The 20,538-nt window shown below is 46.5% G+C and carries 18 protein-coding genes; 7 read left to right on the top strand and 11 right to left on the bottom strand.

Translation table 11 applies throughout. From position 1 onward, the window contains the following. Positions 1-5 precede the first annotated feature (5 nt). A complete protein-coding gene (locus CWM47_RS06600) occupies positions 6-266 on the top strand; it encodes an acyl carrier protein (RefSeq protein ID WP_100987233.1) in 261 nt (86 codons plus the stop codon). Next, on the top strand, positions 263-904 hold the full coding sequence (locus tag CWM47_RS06595) for a 4'-phosphopantetheinyl transferase family protein (protein ID WP_100987232.1): 642 nt from the start codon (positions 263-265) through the stop codon (positions 902-904). Before CWM47_RS06600 ends, CWM47_RS06595 begins: the two co-directional genes overlap by 4 nt. Here the strand turns inward: CWM47_RS06595 and CWM47_RS06590 are convergent. Beyond that, positions 846-3,665 (bottom strand): substrate-binding domain-containing protein, encoded by a 2,820-nt coding sequence (locus CWM47_RS06590; protein WP_100987231.1) that lies wholly within the window; start codon positions 3,663-3,665, stop codon positions 846-848. The two genes, CWM47_RS06595 and CWM47_RS06590, sit on opposite strands and share 59 nt — an antisense overlap. A gap of 321 nt (positions 3,666-3,986) precedes the next feature. On the opposite strand from CWM47_RS06590, the gene CWM47_RS06585 reads away from it, so the two are divergent. Then, a complete protein-coding gene (locus tag CWM47_RS06585) occupies positions 3,987-4,427 on the top strand; it encodes a YybH family protein (protein ID WP_240625732.1) in 441 nt (146 codons plus the stop codon). Between the two features lie 221 nt (positions 4,428-4,648). Here CWM47_RS06585 and rodA read toward each other — a convergent pair whose 3' ends face one another. The 3 genes from rodA to CWM47_RS06570 all read right to left on the bottom strand — a co-directional run bounded on the left by rodA (position 4,649) and on the right by CWM47_RS06570 (position 9,111). Next, entirely contained in the window at positions 4,649-5,929 is a 1,281-nt protein-coding gene (rodA, locus tag CWM47_RS06580) for a rod shape-determining protein RodA (RefSeq protein ID WP_100987230.1), read from the bottom strand. A gap of 76 nt (positions 5,930-6,005) precedes the next feature. Beyond that, entirely contained in the window at positions 6,006-7,958 is a 1,953-nt protein-coding gene (locus CWM47_RS06575; RefSeq protein ID WP_100987229.1) for a penicillin-binding transpeptidase domain-containing protein, read from the bottom strand. A 124-nt stretch (positions 7,959-8,082) separates the two neighbouring features. After that, positions 8,083-9,111, bottom strand: a complete 1,029-nt coding sequence (locus tag CWM47_RS06570; protein ID WP_100987228.1) for an SMP-30/gluconolactonase/LRE family protein — start codon at positions 9,109-9,111, stop codon at positions 8,083-8,085. 176 nt (positions 9,112-9,287) lie between these two features. Here CWM47_RS06570 and CWM47_RS06565 point away from each other — a divergent pair, with 176 nt between their 5' ends. Further along, positions 9,288-10,721, top strand: coding sequence for a Gfo/Idh/MocA family protein (locus CWM47_RS06565; RefSeq protein WP_100987227.1), 1,434 nt, complete (start codon positions 9,288-9,290; stop codon positions 10,719-10,721). 54 nt (positions 10,722-10,775) lie between these two features. Here CWM47_RS06565 and CWM47_RS06560 read toward each other — a convergent pair whose 3' ends face one another. Then, positions 10,776-13,244, bottom strand: a complete 2,469-nt coding sequence (locus tag CWM47_RS06560) for a TonB-dependent receptor plug domain-containing protein (RefSeq protein ID WP_100987226.1) — start codon at positions 13,242-13,244, stop codon at positions 10,776-10,778. A gap of 76 nt (positions 13,245-13,320) precedes the next feature. Between CWM47_RS06560 and CWM47_RS06555 the strand changes: the two genes are divergently transcribed. Continuing rightward, positions 13,321-13,986: a Rossmann-fold NAD(P)-binding domain-containing protein gene (locus CWM47_RS06555; protein WP_100987225.1), complete on the top strand. Its 666-nt coding sequence runs from the start codon at positions 13,321-13,323 to the stop codon at positions 13,984-13,986. Positions 13,987-13,995: 9 nt separating this feature from the next. Here CWM47_RS06555 and CWM47_RS06550 read toward each other — a convergent pair whose 3' ends face one another. After that, the gene (locus CWM47_RS06550) at positions 13,996-15,222 is read right to left on the bottom strand and encodes a DUF6786 family protein (RefSeq protein ID WP_100987224.1); all 1,227 of its coding nucleotides are present in this window, start codon (positions 15,220-15,222) and stop codon (positions 13,996-13,998) included. An 80-nt stretch (positions 15,223-15,302) separates the two neighbouring features. On the opposite strand from CWM47_RS06550, the gene CWM47_RS06545 reads away from it, so the two are divergent. After that, positions 15,303-15,764 (top strand): GNAT family N-acetyltransferase, encoded by a 462-nt coding sequence (locus tag CWM47_RS06545; RefSeq protein WP_100987223.1) that lies wholly within the window; start codon positions 15,303-15,305, stop codon positions 15,762-15,764. Further along, positions 15,764-16,675 (top strand): serine hydrolase, encoded by a 912-nt coding sequence (locus CWM47_RS06540; RefSeq protein ID WP_100987222.1) that lies wholly within the window; start codon positions 15,764-15,766, stop codon positions 16,673-16,675. The genes CWM47_RS06545 and CWM47_RS06540 overlap by 1 nt, the downstream gene beginning before the upstream one ends. Before the next feature lie 132 nt (positions 16,676-16,807). Here the strand turns inward: CWM47_RS06540 and atpH are convergent, their stop codons facing one another. The 5 genes from atpH to CWM47_RS06505 all read right to left on the bottom strand — a co-directional run bounded on the left by atpH (position 16,808) and on the right by CWM47_RS06505 (position 20,496). Further along, on the bottom strand, positions 16,808-17,347 hold the full coding sequence (gene atpH / locus CWM47_RS06535; protein ID WP_100987221.1) for an ATP synthase F1 subunit delta: 540 nt from the start codon (positions 17,345-17,347) through the stop codon (positions 16,808-16,810). A 7-nt stretch (positions 17,348-17,354) separates the two neighbouring features. Beyond that, a complete protein-coding gene (locus tag CWM47_RS06530; RefSeq protein WP_100987220.1) occupies positions 17,355-17,849 on the bottom strand; it encodes a F0F1 ATP synthase subunit B in 495 nt (164 codons plus the stop codon). A gap of 241 nt (positions 17,850-18,090) precedes the next feature. Then, positions 18,091-18,348, bottom strand: a complete 258-nt coding sequence (atpE, locus tag CWM47_RS06525) for an ATP synthase F0 subunit C (protein WP_100987219.1) — start codon at positions 18,346-18,348, stop codon at positions 18,091-18,093. A gap of 123 nt (positions 18,349-18,471) precedes the next feature. Further along, complete coding sequence (atpB, locus tag CWM47_RS06520) at positions 18,472-19,587, bottom strand: F0F1 ATP synthase subunit A (RefSeq protein ID WP_100987218.1); 1,116 nt, start codon at positions 19,585-19,587, stop codon at positions 18,472-18,474. 633 nt (positions 19,588-20,220) lie between these two features. Next, a complete protein-coding gene (locus tag CWM47_RS06505; RefSeq protein ID WP_100993760.1) occupies positions 20,221-20,496 on the bottom strand; it encodes an AtpZ/AtpI family protein in 276 nt (91 codons plus the stop codon). Between the last annotated feature and the right edge of the window lie 42 nt (positions 20,497-20,538).

The following is a 20,538-nucleotide window of genomic DNA, read 5'->3' as shown; positions in this document are numbered from 1 at the left end:
TACCGATGCAAACGAAAGAAGAATTAATCGCGACACTGAAAAAAATCGTTAAACCCTATGTTCAGGACGAACAGGCCTACGAGCATGTTACAGAAGGTACTGATTTCATAAACGATCTGAAAATAAACTCGGCAAATCTGGTCGATATTGCGCTGGATGTTGAAGAGGAATTTGACATTGTGATCGACAATGAAGCCATGGAACGTATGCTCACTGTTGGCTCGTCCATTGATGTTATCACCCAAAAATTAGCTGAAAAAGCATGATTGGAAATGATATTGTTGATTTAAATCAAGCCAGGCTAGAAAGCAACTGGCGTCGCCGGGGCTATATCGACAAAATCTTTACCCCATATGAGCAACAACTCATAGAGGAAGCCAACAACCCCGACCAGATGGTCTGGCTCTTATGGAGCATGAAAGAGAGTGCGTATAAATTAGCCGTTCGAACAACGAAAGAGCGCCTTTTTGCTCCTACAAAAATCGCTTGCTCGCTACATGAATCAACGGCAGAAACAGTCGATGGGGCGGTCTTTTACGGCGAAACGTATCAAACCAGATCGATTATTACAACGAATTATATTGCTACAATAGCGTTCCCTGTCAACACAGTCCCAACCGTCACACAGGTGATTGTTCCGTTTGATACGGCAGATTCCCGGGCTCATCAACGTCTGATACGGCAGCAAATAAGGCAGCACGTTTCGGTGGCAGTTAATGTATCAGAACAGCATATTTGTATTGAGAATGATAGCCTTGGCATTCCTTTAGTGACGGCTGGCAACGTGGCCCTTTCCCTCTCGATCAGCCATCACGGGCAGTACGGGGCTTTTGCTATTGTCCCTTCTAAACTCCAGCCGGAGATTTCCGATACTCTGAGGGTGTTTTCTGAGTATGCTGTTTGAAGAATGTTGTAAAGTAAGCTGGTGAACTAAAGCCCGTTTCGTAGGCAATTTCGGCCATTGTTTTGGTGCTTTCGGCCAGTAGCCGACGGGCTTTCTTCAGACGGATCTCGGCAATGTAATCAATGACGTTCATGTCGAGCAATGCCTGTACTTTCCGGTAAAGCTGCACCCGCGACAGACCCATATCGCGGCTTAATTTCTCAACGCCAAAGTTTGGACTTATCAACCCTTGCTCAATCAGGCCGGTCAATTCATTCAAAAATTTCTTGTCCTGCCGATTTTCGGTTCCTGACTGCGAGAGAAAATCGGATGCGTAGCGTCGTTGCCATTTTTCGCGGTTGGCAAGTGTAGTTCGTAAAACTTCGAGCAGGTAAGTCGTATTGAATGGCTTGGTTATATAGGCATCGGCTCCCGCCCGTGTGCCTTCTATTCGCTGCTCGATCTGCCCTTTTGCAGTTAGTAAAATTACCGGAATGTGTGATGTTCGCAGGTCGGCCTTTACACGCTGGGTCAACTGTAGACCATCCATACCCGGAAGCATAACATCGCTGATAATCAGATCAGGGATAAGCTCTAAAGCCCGCTCCCATCCAGTTTCACCTGTACTTTCGGCTATAATCTCATATTCATTGCCCAGCCGGGTAGTCAGAAACGTTCGTATATCGTCGTTATCTTCAACCACCAGCAATGTACCGGCCCGTTTTAGTGGCCACTCAACCGCAGTCACCTCATCTTCGTCCAGGTCAGCTACTAGTTGCTGTGCCGACAGTGTGGGTTGCATGTCGGCCTTTCGGGCCATTTGTTCACCCATCTCTTCGGCGGTCAAATGAGTATTCCCCATCGGCAATAGAATGGTGAAGGTGGTTCCTTTGTCTTTTTCTGACTGTACCTCGATTTCGCCCTGATGTAATTGTATAAACTCCATCGATAACGCCAACCCAAGCCCTTTCGACAGGTTAAATGGCTTTGTTCCGCTATAGAATAAGTCGAAAGCGTGATCCTTTTCCTCGGGGGTCATTCCTTCACCATTATCCTGAACCTGAATACGCACCTGGTTTCCTACACCTTCGAGCACTACATGAATAAGGCCGCCTTTGGGCGTGTATTTAAACGCATTTGCAATCAGATTCACGATAACCTTGTCTAGTTTCTCCCTGTCGAACCACACAGGCAAAGCAGGCACTGAGTGAATAAATTGTAAGTCGATCCGCTGCTTTTCGGCTTTGCGTTTAAAGTCCTGAATAATATCCTGAATAAAGACAACCAGATCCTGCTCCGTTGCGCGAAGCCGTTGTTTACCGGCGTCTGTCTTGCGTAAATCCAGCATTTGGTCAATCAGCCGCAACAGGCGATAGGCATTTTTCTGGATCAGCGAGAGGTTACTTTTCAACTCGTTTGTGCTCACTGATTTCTTACTCAACAAATCCTCTGCTGGAGTTAATATTAAGCTCAGGGGTGTGTTGAACTCATGCGATATATAAGAATAGAAGCGCAGCTTCTCTTCCGTTGCCACGCGTGCCTGTTGGGATACAGCCTCAATTTTATCTTTTTGTTCCCGAATTTCGTCGTTCTGATTTTCGAGGGTTTGGTAAGCAGTCTGTTTCGACCGATAAAGATATAACGCCCAACTACCCAGGAACATAGCTACCAGTAGACTGGTCAGGGTGAGGTATAAGGTGTTTTTCTGCGATGTGTATGTTTCTGTAAGTTTTTCGATCCGCTGGCTTTGTTTTTCAATGTCGAGTTGCTGTTTGATGAGTTTATCGCTTTGCGCTTTAAGGGCACGAACGTTCGAACCATCCACTTGAATCGAACTCAGAATTTGCTCCCGTTTGACAGATTTGCCTTCAAGAATTCGGGTTGCCGTTTCAACGGCTTCTTCTCCTCCGGTTGGATACAAAAAACTGGCTTTTAGAGTACCATCCGTAATTGCCTGCATACCCGCGCTCGGGCCGGGCAAGGCATCGATTCCCACAAAATCCAGTTGATCCTGAATGCCATTTTGCTTAAAAACGCCATAGGCACCCAGTGCCATCACATCGTTATGCGCAAACAAAAGGTCAGCATTTTTAAGCGTATTAAGATCAGAAGCCACCACACGCCGTACTGTATCGCGTTCCCACTGCCCATTTAACTCTTTGACTACCTGTATATTGGGATATTTTTTAAGCTCTTCCCGAAAACCCCGATGCCGCTCCTGCGCAGGTGATGAACTGGGCAATCCCCATACCTCAACCACGCGCCCTTTTCCTTTTAGATAGTTCCCAATGAATACGCCTGCCAGACGCCCAATTTCAACGTTGTCGCCCCCGATGTAGGCATTATAAGATTCTGTTTCAATCTTTCGGTCGAGCAAAATCACGGGAATTCCTTGTCGAAAAACGGCTTCAACAACTTTGGTAAAGGGAGCGGCTTCGTTAGGCGAAATGATGAGCAGATCAATATCACGATCAACTAACGATTGAATCTGACTGATTTGCTTCGTCGTACTGTTACCTGCATCCTCGTAGAGAAGTGTGTAATTAGGGTGAAACGTCAGTTCGCGTTTCATATCATTGAGTAGTGTTTTTCGCCATTCATCGCCCCCGGTACACTGCGAAAACCCAATCCGATACGTTCTTGTTTCAGTCGTTGACTGGCACCCTACCAACGCCAAACAGCCTATCCAGAGCAGGATAAAACTCCGTTCTCTCCTACCCCAACTAGCCAGATCAGAAACGAGACGGTTAGTAATGGCTAGACAAGTACGGATGGCATTCATGGGAGACGTGTATACTTTCGGCACTGTTCAAAGATAATGTGTAAGAAATTGAATACAAAGTGCTAAAAATACCAGGAGCGAGCTAAGATCAGGCCTTCAGCTTAGCATTGAACATAACGCTTTGCCAATAGGTAATCAACTCCTGCTACTTTACTAAATCCATTGACGTTATGACAAGACAAACTCACTATAAATCGTTTGACTTACAGAATATTACGAAGGCGAATTACCGTAAAAATACCCCCGTTCGAGATATAGGTAACTCGTCAAGGATCCATGATATTTGTTAATGATTTTCAATCAATCAACATCCAGATACTCATGAAACTTACGCTTCTCACCCTCGTTTTATTCGCCCTGTTTTCCGCTCAGTCTTTAGCGCAATCTAACGCAGCAAAGGCCAGTGTTGTAGCCGCGAATCAAAAGTTTATGGATATTTTCAGCAAAGGCACAACCGGTATAAGTGACCTCTATGCCACTGATGCCGAACTTTACCCACCCAACGGAGATGTTGTAAAAGGCAATACGGCTATTGGTCCCGTTTGGAAAGGAGCCTTTGATGCAGGCGTCAAAAACGTTAATCTGGAAACCGTTACTGCCGATCCTGCTGGCGATCAGATTATCGAAACTGGACGTTATAAATTATCAGGAGCCGACAGCAGCGCCATTGATTCGGGCAAGTACATCGTGATCTGGAAAAAAGAAAAAGGTGACTGGAAATTATACCGCGACATTTGGAACACCAGTATAGCAGCCAAATGAAGCAATCGTTCCGTCCTATTTTACAGGCCTTTCTTATAAAAAAGCAATGGCCCCGCATGGGCGGCCCCGATGGATGAATCTAGTTTTTATACGGGTTACAGGACAACGATCAGGAGGCCGGTAGTTTCCCTTTTTTTAAGCTCAAATCGCCGTTCAATCAAAGGTTTCACCTCAGGTTGAACGGCGATTTAGTTTTCAACTTTTAACGAAAAAGTCATGGTTTACCTCCTCATAAATGCCGTTCGGCGAGAGTCGAGTTTGAGAAAAATAAACAGCAGAATAGAAAATGACCAAAGCGAAGAACCACCGTAGCTAAAAAATGGTAACGGAATACCAATAACGGGCATCAAACCGATAGTCATACCTACATTAACCATTACGTGAAAGAAGATTATACCAGCCACGCAGTAGCCATAAACCCGTGCAAACTTAGTTCGCTGTTTTTCGGCAAGTATGACAATTCTGGAGATTAGCCCAATGAACAGGGCAATGACAACCGTTGCTCCCACAAATCCGTGCTCTTCGCCAATAGTACAAAAAATAAAGTCGGTGCTTTGTTCGGGCACAAAGTCGAATTTCGTTTGTGTTCCTTCCAGAAAGCCTTTACCCTGAAGCCGTCCCGAACCGATCGCAATTTTGGCTTGCGTTACGTTCCACCCTACACCTAACGGGTCAATTTTAGGGTCAACCAGCACTTTTATCCGGTTACGCTGGTGCTTTTGCAGCACGTTGTTCACAAAAAAATCAACCCCCGTTACGTACCCCACCATCACAATACCAATCAAGCCTATTGACAACAAATTGGCCAACGTGCGATTGTAGCGGGGCATAAGCAGTATGATCAACCCAAGCAATGCAACAATTCCAATGAAAATATACAGCTTGGGAAAAACCAGCGCCAACACAAACAATGCTGCAGCGGCAATACCAACCGCTGGAATCCAGCTTGGTAACCCTTCGCGGTAAAGCATGATAACGAAAGAGGCAAATACAAGCGTTGACCCAGTTTCGTTAGAGGCTAAGATCAATATGCAGGGCAACACTATAATGCCCCCAATAAACATCAGATCTTTTTGCTTTGTAAGATTTATTCCCGGCACATCCAGGTATTTGGCCAGTGCCAACGCGGTAGCCACCTTTGCGAATTCGGCGGGCTGAATAGAAACTGATCCAAATTTGAACCAGGATCTGGACCCGTTAATATTCGATCCGGCAAATAAAACCAGTATCAGAACGAGTATCATGAAGCCGTAAAACACAAAGGCAAACGTGTCGAAAAACGTATGGTTAACAACTAGAATGCAGATAATGAGAATCACTGTTGTGCCGATCCACATCATTTGTTTTCCGGCATTGGTCGTCATATCGAATAAGCTGGTATGGTCTTCGGGGCTATACACAGCGGCATAGACATTCAGCCAGCCCATCGTTACACAGCCGAAATACAGCAGGAGGGTGAGCCAGTCAATATTTTGTGAGAATGGGTCGTTGTTACGGGCCAAATTGATTTACGATTTACGACATACGATTTACCCATAATGACTTTTCTAAAAATCGTTTTGGGTAAACGTACACCCGTTAGTTTCCGCTTATGATCGCTGCCATGACCGGCTTAGGTTTAGTAGCGGTCATCATGGGTTTAGGGGCAGGTTTTTGTTGGGTTGTATCCTTCTTCGGCGCTACGGGTTTCTTGAAGCCGGGAAGACTGGTAACAGGGGGCAGATAATTGGACGCTTTCACCTGAGCATCTAACTTTAACGCTTCCGTTTTACGTTTCAAATAGCGTTCGGCTACCAGAGCTGCCACCGAAGCGGCTGCCTTGCCCCCCCAACCTGCATTTTCAACAAACACAGCTACCGCAATTTTGGGGTTGTTCATGGGCGCGAAACCGATGAAAATAGAGTGGTCAAACTTATGGCCAAACTTGTTGTTTTGCGATGTCCCGGTTTTACCACACAAATCAATACCGGCAATGTTTGCCAAAGGTGTTACTGTACCATGAGCTACCGCCCCCCGCATACCGTCGATCACGGGTAAATAATATTTGTAGTCAATACCCGTTTCGTGCCGTTCCCGGTATTCTGCCGGTAAACCAACGCCTGCTTTACCAAACCCTTTGATATAATGGGGTGTAATAAACCAACCCCGATTAGCAATCGTTGCGGCCAGATTCACCAGCTTGAGCGGACTAATTAATAATTCGCCTTCGCCAATACTTAGCGAGTACACATTCGAAAACTTCCAGCGTAACGACCCGCGATAGGCTTTGTCGTAATACTCCGGTGTCGGCAGATTCCCTTTTGTTTCGCTTGGCAAGTCTATACCAAGACGATCACCAATGCCAAATTTCTCGGCCATATCATGCCACTGTCGTAACCCAATTGCCGATGCCTTGAACGTGTTGTGCTCGCCGTTAAAGTAAAGAAATTTACGAAACACGTAATAGAAATAGGGATTGCAGGAGTTCTGCACTGCTCCGCGTAAATTATTACCACCACGACAGTGACAACGCATTGGCGAACCCGCATGACCATATACCGTGGTTGGCAAAAGCGACCCCTGCTGCTGGGCAATGAGCGCCTGAATTAACTTAAACGTTGAACCAGGTCGATAGCTGGCCATGATAGGCCGGTTGATGAGTGGCTTGTATGGGTTTTTAATTAGTGCCCGATAGTTTTTAGAGAAGAAACGGCTCGACAACAGGTTGGGATCATAGGTTGGCGCAGAAACCGACACTAGTATTTCGCCCGTTGCCGGTTCTATGGCCAGCACAGCGCCAATTTTATTCTGCATAAGGCTATCAGCGTATTTCTGCACCTCGACATCGATACCGGTAATCAGGTTTTGCCCGGCGACGGCCAGTGTATCAAAAGCCCCGTTTTTCCAGGAACCTTTGTTGACGCCCCGAACATTCTGCATCATAAACTTAACCCCACGTTTGCCGCGCAACTGCTCTTCGTATTGTTCCTCCAAGCCGTTATGACCCACGTAGTCACCTTGCCGGTAATAGACTATATCCTGATTTTCCAGCTGTTTTTTACTGATTTCGCTGACATACCCCAGGGCATTCGACAAGGTATGAGCCGGGTAGGTTCGCATTGAACTGATAACTGGTTCAAACCCACGATAGTCGACCAGAGCATCCTGAATTCGGGCAAAGTCTTCTTTGGATAGTTGCCGCAGAAACAGCGATGGTTTCACCGGTGAATAGTTTTTAGCCAACCCCATGATGCTGTCAAATTCGGGAAGACTGACATTCATCATTCGGCAAAAAGCGGCTGTATCGGGAATCTTGACTTGTTTAGGCGTTACATACAGATCGTAGACAGGTGTATTATAAACGATTAGCTGGTTGTTTCGGTCGTAGACCTGCCCCCGGTAGGGTATTTCGACCACCCGTTTAATGGAATTCTTCGATGCTCCCAGCGAGTAGGTATCGTCCAACACCTGCAAATAAAACAATCGGGCCAGATACGCTAATCCAACCAGGCAAAAAACACCAATGATGACCCACTTACGATTCTCTAACATGAGAACAAATTCCTTTCAATCAAGCTACGTACTCTATACAAAGTTAGTCATTCTTAATGAAGAATGTAGAGTGAAAAATGTAAAGTGCCTGCCACATTCTTAATTCTTCACTCTGCATTAAAAATTACCATCCTTTAGCAAATGTCCGTATTCGGCAGAGATACATATCGGATGTTATGTACAACGTCGAACCATCATCACCCCAGGCGCAATTGGCCGTGGCAGCACCAATTTTTATAAATCCCAGTGTGTTGCCCGAAGCGGATAATACCAATACGCCACCGCCCCCTGTTACATATAAATTGCCATCACGGTCCACTTTCATACCATCGAAACCACCTTCAAGACCGAGTTTTTTCATCCCCTCAGCCCCAAACACGACCCGTCCTTTACCTACCGATCCATCAGCCTGAAGCGGATATGCCATAACAACGGGACGGAGCGGATCAGATTGAGCCACGTATACTATTTTTTCATCGGGCGACAGGGCAATTCCATTCGGGCGGGTCAGATCACTCACAACAATAGATACGGCACCAGGAAACCCTGCCCGCTCGGGAGCAATACGATAAACGCCCCATCCATCCGTTTCGCGACCCGGATCTTTCTCTTTTTTCGGCATCCCGTAAGGTGGGTCGGTAAAATAATAGCTGCCACTAGAGTGAGCCACCACATCGTTGGGACTATTGAACCGCTTGCCGTTAAAGTTGTCGGCCAGGGTGCGTTTGCCGCCACTCCCATTCAACGGCATAGCCGTTACACGACGATCGCCATGTTCGCAGGCAATGAGCCTCCCTTGCCGGTCAATTGTCAGTCCATTGGAGCCGGGTTCGTCGCTGTAGGGTCCCACACCCGTATAGCCGGAGGGTTTCAAAAAGGGCGTAACACCTTCTTTGTCAGTCCATTTGTAAATAGTATTCTGCGGAACGTCTGAAAAGAGCAGACATGCCTGATCTTTCATCCAGATCGGTCCTTCGGTCCAGACAAATCCGCTGGCCAGCACCTCAACTTTGGCGTCGGCAGGAATAAGTTTATCCAGCCGGGGATCAACCCGAACTACCTGACCAATCGTTGGGAATGGTGCGGTTTGAGCAACAACAGGCCCTGTGGCAGCCAGTAATAGGCCAGATAGTAGAATAACGTGGCGTTTCATTTTTATTAACGAGTGAATGAGCGTAACGCTCGCTTTAAGGAGTAGGAATAAGGGTAATGCTACGACTAATTTTAGCGGGTAGCAAGATGAGAAAGTAGATTGAGTGCTCTTTTTAATTATACTTACAACTTCGCTTATTTTTAAGTGGGTTTTCTTCTTTCCAATCTGTTTTTGTTATGAACGATAAAAAACGAGCGGCTTCGTCGGCCAACCAGGAAAACAAGTCCCGGCGGTCGTTTTTGAAGACCCTTGGGCTGGCGGGCACTGCTGCTGCCACTGCACCTGCTGCACTGGCAGAAACCAGCTCGAAGGGCATTCCTCAATACCTGAATCTGGTACGTAGCCATTCCAGTACGGCCGCTAACGACAAAGTTCGCATTGCCCTTATTGGCACTGGCGGTATGGGTATTGGCGATACGCAGACGGCTTTGATGGTCGATGGCATTGAAATGGTGGCGGCCTGCGACCTGTATGACGGCCGTTTACGCCGGGCCAAAGAACTTTGGGGCGATAGCCTTCCCGTCACGAAAGATTACCGTGAACTGCTTGAGCGGAAGGATATTGACGCCGTAATTAACGCTACAACAGATCATTGGCACGAAAAAATATCGTCGGATGCCATGCACAAAGGCAAGCATGTGTACTGCGAAAAGCCTATGGTTCAAAAAGTTGAAGACGGCCATACCCTGATTAAAGTGTCGAAAGAAACGGGTAAGGTATTTCAGGTGGGCAGCCAGTTTGCCAGTTCGCTTCTCATTGCCAAAGCACGTGAATTATTGAAAGCTGGTGATATTGGCGAGCTTGTTTTTGCCGAAGCGATCTATGACCGACACAGTGCGATGGGTGCCTGGCAGTATTCCATTCCGCCCGATGCATCACCCCAAACCGTTGACTGGGATACCTATCTGGGCAGCGCTCCCAAACGCCCCTGGGACCCGCTCCGTTTTTTCCGGTGGCGTAATTATCAGGACTACGGAACAGGGATTGCCGGTGATCTGTATGTTCACTTGCTAACATCGCTGCACTGCATTACGGGGTCAAAAGGCCCAAACAAAGTGTACTCAAGTGGCGGCACCCGCTATTGGAAAGATGGCCGTGATGTGCCAGACATTCAACTCAGCATTTACGATTACCCAAAAACAGCCGAACACCCGGAATTTAACCTGACAACCCGCTCTAACTTTGTGGATGGTGGCGGTGGTAATTACCTGGTTCGGATTGTGGGTACAGAAGGCGACCTTTCCCTCGGATTCGACAGCCTGACTGTCCACCGGAATAAATTTCCGAAAGCGCCGGGAATGTCTATTGATAATTTCCCAAAAGATCAGAAAGAACTGTATGTGCAGGAATACAACAAGTTGTATCCGCCACATCCTGAACTGGAAGGCCCCAAGGAAATGAAATATTCGTTCCCGAAAGATTACAAAGGTGACAGATACGAGCACTTTGTCAATTTCTTCAAGTCGGTTCGGTCAAACTCGCCGAATGTTGAAGATGCCACATTTGGCCTTCGTGCCTGTGGGCCAACCCAGTGCGGTAACATGAGCTTCGCTCAAAAAAGAGCAATAAGCTGGGACCCTAATAACATGAAAATTTTAGGCGCGGTTTAGCCTGAATAAGTATATCGAAACGGGTGGTATCAGTTGATCGATACCACCCGTTCTTTATTCCACCCGCACCCTACTTTCTCCTACGACCGGTCGGCCATCCAGCGTGGCACCTTCCACCCGAATACGCAGGTCGGTTTTGGCATCTGATGTATAGAAGGAAACGGTTGCTTTTCCTTCTATATCTGTTTGAATCATGGGTGCCCAGTGTAGCGTTGTCCGATAATCTGGCCGCGCATGTTCAGGCTTTTTAATGTCATATCGGGGTGAGTAAAACTCGCGTACGGGCGCATAGCCGGGCAATTTAGCCAGCAACGTTCCCGGTGGAGCCTCTCTTGGTATTTCGTCAACTGACTTTCCCCGTTTGGTTAAGATTGAAATCACCCCACCCGAAGCTCGCGAACCATAAATGGCTGCCGACGCTCCTTTCAACACATCGACCCTGTCAACGTCCTGCACGGAAATCCCTAAGATCGCCTGCAAATCCATTGGCATTCCATCCAGCACAAACAGCGGGTCTACAGGGCCATTGAAGTTGGCAGCACCCCGAATTTGCACGCGCGCGTTAAACCCATTGCCAGTTACCTGTACGCCCGCAATACGCCCCTGAATAACATCCAGAATGGTTAGTCGCCCCGACGTATTCGTTTGATCGAACTTAACTGTTGCATCGGGCGTGCCGTAAATAACACGAGAATCACGTTCCGCATACTTCTTTGCTTTCACCGTAACGGCGTTCAACAAGACCTCTCTATTTTGCCTGATCTGGCGCTCGATTTCCTGATATTCTTTTGTTCGGCGGATAAAGTCAGTTAGCTCGTCGCGCCGGAACTCCATCGGATTATAGGGGACTTTAACAATCGTAACAGTTGGCTTCAGTAGTTGATCCAGTGTAATCACCAGATTACGATTGGCTGCACCTTTCAATCCCTGGATCATCACCGTGGCAGTGTCCGTAAAATCAAGATCATACGCCCAGAAGTTACCGGCTTCGTCGCTTTCGCCTGCCAGAATCTGGCGAGAACTATCCTTTTTAGCAATAATAAATGTCATCTTCACTGTGCCGCCAATGTCCTTCTGGTTAGGCCGCACAACTTTACCAGTTAACGACAATCCCTTTTCATATGGGTATTTCAGGACTGGAATAGTACCCGACAGTACATCAGTCCAGGCAAAACGTCGCCAGCCTTGTGTCATCAGCAATAAATCCAGTTGCAACAAACGGTCTTTATTTTCGGGATTGAAATAGGTATCAGGCTGTTCGATTGTACCCACCAGGTCAGACGAAAGCAATATGTGAGAGCGAATGGTCGTACTATTGGAATCACCTTCGGGCGCTAACTTGGTATCGACAGCCGCGAGTGATAAATTAGCCGAGAGTGGCTTACCGTCGGCATTGGTCGTTTTTATTGTCAGGTTAACCTGCTCCCGATTTTTGTACGAGGCTTTATCTGCTACGACCGCAACATTGAGTTGCTCATTCTTATTGATAAAGATTAGTCGCTCGCAAACCGGCTTTTGGGTTTCATCAAAAACCGTTAGCTGGGCGATACCTTCCGGAAAGGTCGCCCGAGGTAGTCGGACAGCGGCCATTTTTCGGGTTAAGGGTATTTTGGCCACCTGAATAATCTGGCCTCCGGCTTGCGCAACGAGTGTTAGGGTTGCAGCAGTATCAGTAATGGCTTTGTTGTGCATCACATATACCAGCACGTTGTCTTTATTCGTCAAGTTTTCAACCTGCATGACCACACCTTGTTCCTGTATGACTGGTAGTGCATAGCTGGCGAGCGTGCCGTTTGGCAGCGGCACAAAAGCGGTGTAGGTTTGTGCCGGTTCAGGCTTGAGCATAAAATGGCCCATGCCCAGGTGAGTGGTAAAAAAACCAATAACCGTATCTTTTTTCGCATCCAGTACAAAGCCTTTTGCTGCAACTCCCTGCCCCACCGAATTAACAGCTTTGAACGCAATGCGGCTTGTTAATCCAGTAACCAGATGACCCCCTTCGGGTAAAAACTGAACGTCGGGCTGTGTTTGTTTTACGGGAGTAGTCCTCACGCTCGAATCGTCAGCATGTAAAACCGTCAGCGTCTTCGTAAAAAAGTAACTCTCCGAATAATTTCGCATCAGGTTGGTATAAGCCCGAAGTTGATATGAACCCGCTGGAAGTGAATCAGGTAATATCAGTTGACCGATGGCATAACTGCCTGTTGCGCGAAGCTGCGTCCGAAGGCAAACCTGCCGGGCATAAGGGTCCACTAACTCCACATACAGTACACTACTAAGCGTATCCGCTGTGTGAGTGTATCCGTCGAACATGTATCCTTTCAGCCAAACGGTCTCCCCTGTCAGGTAGGTGTCCCGGTCGATATGAATATAGACCTTCTCGGTAGGTTGCTGGTTTATATAAACACGAAACTGTTCGAGCAATCGTTTGATGAATTCATCATCATTAGGCCGAAAAGAAAAAAATAAAGTACCCGCGAGAATAAAAAACAATCTAACAGGTATGGAAATAGCTGGACGCATAAAATAGAATTTGGCTAGTGGTGCTTTTCCTTAGCAATGACGTGACTAAATTAGCAAAAACAGCCTCTTCCTAAACATGACTATACCTACTCAAAAAACAGCTTTAGTACTTGGTGCAACAGGTCTTATTGGCAATCAATTAACTCACCAGCTTGTTAACTCCTCTGTCTATTCAAACGTCAAAGTTTTAGCACGAAAATCGTTAGGCTGGCAACATCCTCGCTTACAGGAAGTTCAGTTTGATTTCGATCATCCAAATGGATTAGTGACACAAGCCGACGATATATTTTGCTGTCTCGGTACAACAATGAAAAAAGCCGGTTCCAAAGATGCTTTCCAAAAAGTAGATTACAAATACCCGCTGGATATTGCCCGCCTTGGTTTAGCGAACGGTGCCCAACAGTTCGCTATTGTTACATCGATGGGTGCCGACACGGAGTCATCATTTTTTTATAATCGGGTCAAGGGCGAAGTAGAACGCGATTTGGCTTCATTAAACTTCCCAACGCTCCTTATTTTCCGACCCTCCCTCCTTCTTGGCAATCGGTCAACGGCTAGGCGTACTGAATCGCGGCTGGGCGAACGTATTGCCGAGGGGGCCATGCGCGTGCTGAAGCCCTTGATTCCGATTAAATACAGAGCTGTTGAGGGGTCAAAAGTTGCCAATGCCATGTTTGTAACAACACAGCAACAATTAACCGGCAATCATATTTTCGAGTCAGATGCCTTGCAGGCATATTAATTGTTTAAACTATTTGTCCGTTATAGACGTCAAATCCGTTAACAGAAATCGTTTCGCCAGCTCATTCAATTCTTGTTCCGTTCCCTGCACATGAAATGTTGTATGCCGGTGGTGCTGGCTGGCACCGGGGGCTAACCCGGCCGCTGGCGATGAAGACTCCAGCTCGTAAAATTTCCCCATTTGTGATTGACCGGGCTTCATCGGCCCATCATTATATGCATTGATAACATCTCCGGAAAACGGTTCTTTCTGATGTTCCCAGGCGGAGTTGACGTATCGGATATTCGTTGGATCAACCTCATAGGTGACAAGTGTTAAGGTTTTAGCCGTGGGATCGTAACTGCCAATCCAGCCAGTAACCCTGCTGGGCGACACGCCAATTTTACTCCGAAAGTTGGCGTCGGCCGTTAACAGCGCCGATGTTTTTCCCATTCGCAACCGGTCGGCGGGTACTTCGCCAAAATAGGCATCATTTATGGGCTGTCCTTTACCCGGCTTGTAGGGAATAATAATTGTCGCCTTGGGCGATGCATTCATCATACCCAAAATCCAGATCGACGGCATACCCGTTTCTGTTGTCCAGGCCTGTTTCCCTTTATTTGCAATTGAATTCTCAGATTGAATCCCAACCACTTTTATCGATTCAGAATTAACAGCTAACTGCCTGGTTATTAGTTCTTTCGTTAATAGCCGAACTGTTCGCGCAATACCAATATCGAAGCGGGTGCCCGTGTAATTTGTCAGCGATACCGTACGTGTAAACGTAGCTGACGTCTGCGAGCTATCTGTACGGGTAAATGGTTCAGAGTCAATAGCGGCTGGTGTTTGCCAATGGTCGGCGTCGAAGGGATCGCCTTTTTTGAAATAGAGCGCAAACTGCCCGCCTTCCGGTCCAAGCCAGAATCGATCTTCGCCCCCAAAGGCATTCATATGCGGCAGTAACTTCCCCGATTTAATTAAGTCGTAGTTGATCCAACCATAACTGGCTTTTCCGTCGGCACTACTGGTCATCACCCGCCCCTGATAGGCTGGACAAATCAGGGCGTGTGCCTCACCATTCTGTAGCTCAATCAGGTCGGGGTGGTATTGACGTAAAAAGTCCCGGTCTCTGTCGAAAGAGGTAGTTGGCAGGGTATCCACAGTCGATTGATTCGTTTGCGTATCGTCGGTATCAGCTTTCCGCCCCGAACAGGCCGTGACTAAACCTGCAAAAGCAAAGGCGATGATTTTGTTCATAGACATGTAAGCAACAGGACAAAAATTGACGAACTTAAAGGCGTAAATTCGCTCCAGGGCGTATACCGCTATAAATCATTGTGCCTACTCAATCTACTTTACCGGCCAACGTAGACATTCGCGCCGTTACCCCAAATGACGCGTCAATTATTTATGATTTTGTGTGTGCGTTGGAAGAAACCACGTTGGATACAACAGCGTTTAATTCGGTTTTTTTCTTCAATCTCAGTAATCCTCACATCCATTACCTTGTGGCCGAACGGCAGGGTAATGTGCTCGGTTTTGTGAGTTGCCACGTTCAATATCTGTTACATCACAGCGGCAAAGTTGGTGAAATACAGGAGTTATACGTCCGGCCAGAAGTCCGAAATCAGCACATCGGACATCAGCTTATTGCCGCCCTCAATCAGCTTTCCATTGAGCAAAACTTCGTAAATCTGGAAGTTACAACAAACCAAAAACGTACGGATACCATCCGCTTTTACGAACGGGAAGCCTTCACCCGAACTCATATCAAATTAGTTAAACCCATACAATCCTGATGCGCGTCTCGTTTCTTTTTACACTCTTTTTCTCATATACATTCATTACCAATGGCCAGACAACGCGCGTTGACGCTTCTCTGGAGCGCCAACTCCGTAGTGCATTAAGTGGCTTTCGGGGCGATGCTGGTGTTTATGTATACAATTTACGCACTGGAAAAACTGTTGCGATCAACGCCGATACGCTCTTCCCAACGGCCAGTACGATCAAGATTCCAATCCAATGTGGCCTCTTCGATAAGCTGCACAAAGGAGAGTTGACATACACTGAGCCGCTCGTTTACAAGGACTCACTTCACTACGACGACGGCATTGTGGGTTCCTTAAAAGACGGCACCAAAATACCGCTTAGCGAAGTGGTCATGCTCATGGAAACCGTGAGTGATAACACAGGCAGTTTGTGGTGTCAGGCTCTGGCGGGTGGCGGTACTGCGATTAATAACTGGCTGGAAACAAATGGATTTCATCAGACACGGGTCAACTCCCGCACACCGGGTCGCGAAGCCAGCCGCACCCAATACGGCTGGGGGCAAACCACCCCTCGTGAAATGGCGAACTTACTGACATACATACGGCAAGGGAGAGCCGTTAGCCCCGATGCCAGCGACGAAATGTATCGAAATCTGGGTCGTCAGTATTGGGACAATGACGGTTTATCGCAAATTCCATCTGAAATCAAAACAGCCTGTAAGAATGGCGCAGTTAACCAGTCGCGTTCGGAGGTTGTATTTGTTCACGCACCCCACGGGGAATATGTTTATTGTATTATGACAAAAAACCAGAAAGACGAAAGCTGGGAACGGACAAACGAAGGATTTGAGCTACTAAGAAATGTTTCAGCTATACTCTGGCACCACTTTGAACCGAAATCAACCTGGAAGCCAGCCAAGGGTTATGAAAAGTGGTGGTAACACACTGATTCAACATAAAAAAATGCGCTGGTCAGTTTTGACCAGCGCATTTTTTTATGGATAACGAACGTGCACGAGAACCCACTTTATGTTTTGAGCACAGTGCAAACTAGCACCCGCGCTTTAGGCTTCTTAATTTAGAAACTTCAACCGCAGGTCATTCAGTTGGCTTCGAATAGACCCGTCAACCTGACGGTCACCAAGGTTCAACACATAGCCACCGATCAACTTTGAGTCCAGTTTTTCTTCCAGTTCAACCACCTTACAACCGGTTGTTTTCATGACAATAGCCTTGAATTGCTCACGTTGTGCATCTGTCAATGGAACAGTTGTAACAACATTGGCCCGTTCAATTCCCTTCAATTTATTGTATTGCGAGATGAATTGTTCAGCAATGGCATCCATGATGCCCTCACGATTCTTTTTGGCAATAATTTGAAAAAACGCCATTGTCATGGGATCAACACGCTTATTAAATGCGGCAGTCAATACGGCACTTTTCTTCTCAGCACGAACAATGGGGTTCTTCAGCATGAGCATTAATGGACGACTTTGATCCACCGTATTCTTGAAGAACTGCATGTCCTTATACATAGTCTCGGTCAGGCCTTTTTCCTGCGCCAGATCCAATAGCGATTTGGCGTAGCGGGCGGCAACTGTAGCGACTGCCATAATCGAATTAGTTTAAGCGTGAATTAGATACAAGGTCTGTTACCAATTTCTCCTGTGATGTTTTATCGCTAAGCTCTTTACGAAGAACTTTTTCAGCAATGTCAAGCGAGAGGATAACAACTTCTTTTTTCATCTGTGCTACAATAGCCTGCCGCTCGTTCTGCATCGACTCGCGTGCCTGCTCCAGAATACGTTGTCCTTCAGCAGATGCTTTTTCGCGAGAATCAGCGATCATTTTGTCGGAAGCTTCTTTAGCACCACGCAGAATAGCATCGCGCTCCGTACGTGCTTGAGCAAGCAGTTTTTCGTTATCAGCTTTCAGGGCGGTCATTTCCAGACGTGTTTTTTCGGCCAGGTCAAGTGCGCTCTGAATATTATTTTCACGTTCGTTCAGGCTTTCTGTGATGGGTTTCCAGGCAAAAGCACGAAGAATAAGAAACAGGCCGAGGAAAACCACTACCTGCCAGAATAAAAGACCGAGGTCGGGAGTTAGCAAATCCATGGATTTACGATTTACAATTTATAAAGTTCGATTTATGATATCTTGGCTGGTTACTATGTATGTTACAAACTACCAATTCGTAATGCATACATCGTAAGTCAATTCAATCTTTTGTTAGAGAACGTTTGCCCGCTGGCAATCCCAAACGGGCAAACGTTTCCAGAAAATAGGTGAGCAGCGATGCCAGTGCCTAATGCAACCAGCCTACTCAAATTTGGTATCTACTGAAGCCAGGGCTAGATTAAGCCGTAGCAACCAGCAGACAAATTACAGCTGCGAACAGAGCAACGGCTTCGATAAGAGCCGCGATGATCAGCATGGCAGTTTGGATACGACCAGCCGCTTCTGGCTGACGGGCGATACCTTCCATTGCACTACCACCAATTTTACCGATACCAAGACCAGCACCAATAGCAGCTAAACCAGCGCCGATAGCAGCACCCATAACCGAAACACTACCAGTAGCTTCTAACAGCAGAGAAAACAACATTGCGAACATAAACTTCAAACGTATTTATTAGTGAAAAACAAAAGATTGCAACTTATAAAATGGATAATGTAAAATTGACTAATGGATAATGCGTTAATAGCCGACATGATTCATTTTACATTGTCCATTATTTTAATGCGCTTCAGCGCCTTCGTAGCCAATGCCGTGATCGGCTTCGTGGTGATCTTCTACCGCACTACCGATATACATAGCCGTTAGCAGGGTAAAAATGAACGCTTGCAGGAACGCTACCAGCAGTTCGATCAAATTCAGAAACAGGGTAAAAAACAGAACAACAGGACTAATCGCAAGGCTTGTGCCCATGCCACCCATGTTGTTTGCCATAAAAATCAGGCCCAACAGACTTAAAATGATAATGTGGCCAGCCGTGATATTGGCGAATAACCGGATCATGAGCGATAATGGCTTCATGAATACGCCGACGATCTCAACGGGAATCATAATAGGCAACAACGCTACAGGAACACCCGTTGGCTTCAGAATGTGCAGCCAGTAGTGCTTGTTTCCGCTGAACGTAACGATCAGGAAAGTGATAACCGATAACACCAGTGTGACGGTGATATTACCTGTCAGGTTGGCCGCACCCGGCAACAACCCAAGCAGGTTGTTCACCAGAATGAAGAAGAACAGTGTAAGCAGGTAAGGCAAATACTTCGTGTATTTAGGGCCGATGCTTGGCTTGGCAATCTCATCCCGAACGAACAGAATGATCGGCTCCAGGAACGATTGAAGACCCGAAGGTGCTTTGCCTTTGTTTTTTGCATAGCCCCGGCTAACAGCCGAAAAGACAAGTAACATAATAACGGCGCTCAATAGCAATGATGCTACGTTCTTGGTGATCGAGAAGTTATAGACTTTCGCTTCGTGATCAACCTCACCTGCTTCATTGACCCGGTGAATTTTGCCGTGTACGTTCTTGTAGCCGTTGTACGTAGCTTCGTGGGCTAAGTTTGACGAAGAGAAGACTTCCAGACCGCGATCTTTAGAATATAAAATGACGGGTAATGGTAGTGTAACACCGTGGGCAAACTCCCAGCCGTGATCATCTTTAATGTGGTGCATAATCATGCCCCCGACATCAAATTTACCTTTGGTGGCTTTTGCCTCCCCTTCATGATTGGCATGCGCTTCACCCTCGTGGGCATGCTCCTGTGCCTGAGCACCTACTAACGAGCTCAGAATGAGAGCCGTTGCAAATAAAATCTTATTAATAGCCGAACGCAACATATGATGTGACAAATCGTTTTTACGAATCGCGTCGCAAGTTACGAGTAAGCGTCCAAATCTCAAAGCCCGTGTAACATATATATAGTACAAGAAAGTCCAAAATAAAGGTTCGACGCTGCTCGATGTGCCGGAAGAGAAAAAAACCAACGAACGCCAGCCCCAATATCAACCGGGCCACCGTTGCACCCATGAAGAGTGGTACAAAACGTTCCCGATCACCCTGTAAACCAGACTCTACCAGCCGGTGAGTTAAAAAAGAGACACTAAAAAAAAAGATCAATAAAACCTTCCAGGTCGGGTGCACCCAGGAAGAAACAAAATATCGTTCAGCTACGAAAAATACAATTGCAAAAAAAACTGTAAATAAAATAATACGGATCATGAAAAAGAATTTGCCAAATTTTATTCTGTTAGTTAAGGAAGATTTAACTGGTTATTGACCACATAAACTAAAGTTTATTTATCAAATAAAGCTTTGGCTATTTTCAGCAAGAGTTCTTTTCTTATACTACTCTCTTCCGATTTATCGTAAATGGTGATTAGATACACATACGTACCATATTCGACACTAAAGCAAAGTCAGCAGTTTTCAAATCAATACTCTGATGACCGGGCTGGCATCCAATTCTACGTTCACTTCCGCGTCAATTGTCGGATAAACAAATAGAGCGAAGCGCCAATGGCGGTAAGCGATAAAACAATTGTCCAGACAGGCCGATGATTGTTCTGCCAGGCGTCTAGTTTCATACCGACATAAACCCCAAGCCCAATAGTGCCCAGCATTTGAAAGGCGATTCCACTAAACTGAACAAACGATGTCGTCTTTTCGGTAACCTTTTTTACAGGCTCATCACCCAGAGCCGATTTTTTCGGATAGTTTTCATCAGGTTGGCCGGGGCTGTTTTCCATAGAATTAGCAATTGACATGTTTATACCAGGCAAAATTCGTTA

Origin of the sequence: Spirosoma pollinicola (genome assembly GCF_002831565.1) — a bacterium.
Taxonomy (GTDB): Bacteria; Bacteroidota; Bacteroidia; order Cytophagales; family Spirosomataceae; genus Spirosoma; species Spirosoma pollinicola.
Note: the sequence above shows the minus strand (reverse complement) of the source record. Positions and strands in the feature narration are given on the sequence as shown.

Coding starts and splice junctions, on each gene's coding strand:
- CWM47_RS06600 (WP_100987233.1), top strand. CDS start 6: ATGCAAACGAAAGAAGAATTAATCGCGACACTGAAAAAAATCGTTAAA.
- CWM47_RS06595 (WP_100987232.1), top strand. CDS start 263: ATGATTGGAAATGATATTGTTGATTTAAATCAAGCCAGGCTAGAAAGC.
- CWM47_RS06590 (WP_100987231.1), bottom strand. CDS start 3,665: ATGAATGCCATCCGTACTTGTCTAGCCATTACTAACCGTCTCGTTTCT.
- CWM47_RS06585 (WP_240625732.1), top strand. CDS start 3,987: ATGAAACTTACGCTTCTCACCCTCGTTTTATTCGCCCTGTTTTCCGCT.
- CWM47_RS06575 (WP_100987229.1), bottom strand. CDS start 7,958: ATGTTAGAGAATCGTAAGTGGGTCATCATTGGTGTTTTTTGCCTGGTT.
- CWM47_RS06570 (WP_100987228.1), bottom strand. CDS start 9,111: ATGAAACGCCACGTTATTCTACTATCTGGCCTATTACTGGCTGCCACA.
- CWM47_RS06565 (WP_100987227.1), top strand. CDS start 9,288: ATGAACGATAAAAAACGAGCGGCTTCGTCGGCCAACCAGGAAAACAAG.
- CWM47_RS06560 (WP_100987226.1), bottom strand. CDS start 13,244: ATGCGTCCAGCTATTTCCATACCTGTTAGATTGTTTTTTATTCTCGCG.
- CWM47_RS06555 (WP_100987225.1), top strand. CDS start 13,321: ATGACTATACCTACTCAAAAAACAGCTTTAGTACTTGGTGCAACAGGT.
- CWM47_RS06550 (WP_100987224.1), bottom strand. CDS start 15,222: ATGAACAAAATCATCGCCTTTGCTTTTGCAGGTTTAGTCACGGCCTGT.
- CWM47_RS06540 (WP_100987222.1), top strand. CDS start 15,764: ATGCGCGTCTCGTTTCTTTTTACACTCTTTTTCTCATATACATTCATT.
- atpH (WP_100987221.1), bottom strand. CDS start 17,347: ATGGCAGTCGCTACAGTTGCCGCCCGCTACGCCAAATCGCTATTGGAT.
- CWM47_RS06530 (WP_100987220.1), bottom strand. CDS start 17,849: ATGGATTTGCTAACTCCCGACCTCGGTCTTTTATTCTGGCAGGTAGTG.
- atpE (WP_100987219.1), bottom strand. CDS start 18,348: ATGTTCGCAATGTTGTTTTCTCTGCTGTTAGAAGCTACTGGTAGTGTT.
- atpB (WP_100987218.1), bottom strand. CDS start 19,587: ATGTTGCGTTCGGCTATTAATAAGATTTTATTTGCAACGGCTCTCATT.
- CWM47_RS06505 (WP_100993760.1), bottom strand. CDS start 20,496: ATGGAAAACAGCCCCGGCCAACCTGATGAAAACTATCCGAAAAAATCG.